The sequence below is a fragment of the Pseudomonas sputi genome, from assembly GCF_021603585.1.
Lineage (GTDB): Bacteria > Pseudomonadota > Gammaproteobacteria > Pseudomonadales > Pseudomonadaceae > Aquipseudomonas > Aquipseudomonas sputi.
Genome location: NZ_BQHI01000076.1, coordinates 1 through 340, shown reverse-complemented (window position 1 = coordinate 340; position 340 = coordinate 1). Strand labels below are relative to the sequence as shown.

Annotated in this window: 1 protein-coding gene; it reads left to right on the top strand. The window is 67.6% G+C overall.

From position 1 onward, the window contains the following. On the top strand, positions 1–340 hold a 340-nt coding region (locus tag L6D81_RS29360), incomplete at both ends, for an RHS repeat domain-containing protein (RefSeq protein WP_236183003.1).

Sequence of the window (340 nt, the reverse complement as noted above, 5' to 3'; positions counted from 1 at the left end):
CTCGACCGGCTGATCCGCGTGCGCCACACCCGCGACGATGTGCCGGAAAACTTCGCCCACGACCCGGCCGGCAACCTGCTGCTGCAGGATCGCCCCGGCCCGACACAAATCAAAGGCAATCGCCTGCAGATGCAGGGCGACCGCCATTACGACTACGACGCCTTCGGCAACCTGATCCGCGAACGCCGCGGCCGCGCGCAACAGCTCGTCACAGAATACCGCTACGACAGCCAGCACCGCCTGATCGGCCTGACCCGTCCCGACGGCACCAGCGCCAGCTACCAGTACGACGCCTTCGGCCGGCGCATCCGCAAGACCGTCGACGGCCAGACCACCGAGT